The following is a 319-nucleotide window of genomic DNA, read 5'->3' as shown; positions in this document are numbered from 1 at the left end:
ATACCGCCACCGTGTCGGAGAGCTTCGCGCCCGGCGCCAGCTCGACCATGAACAGGGTGCGGGCATTGTCCTGCTTCGGGATGAAGCCCGAGGGCAGCAGGCCCGTCGACGCGATGGAGGCGGGGAACAGCGCGAGGCCGGCGAACAGCGTGACGGCCCGGTGGCGTACCGACCAGCCGACGAGGCGCGTGTAGGCCCGCATGACCGGTCCCTCGCGCTCGTCGTGGTGGCCGTGGACGCGCAGGAAGTAGGCGGCGAGCATCGGGGTGATGAGGCGCGCCACGAGCAGCGACATGAACACCGAGACCGCGATGGTCAG

1 protein-coding gene is annotated in these 319 nt (G+C 70.2%); it reads right to left on the bottom strand.

From position 1 onward, the window contains the following. The coding region (locus ACLBYB_RS33010; RefSeq protein WP_447701407.1) for an efflux RND transporter permease subunit at positions 1-319 on the bottom strand (319 nt) is incomplete at both ends.

It is taken from the genome of Methylobacterium sp. D54C (assembly GCF_053345595.1).
This window is presented reverse-complemented; position numbering and strand designations above follow the sequence as displayed.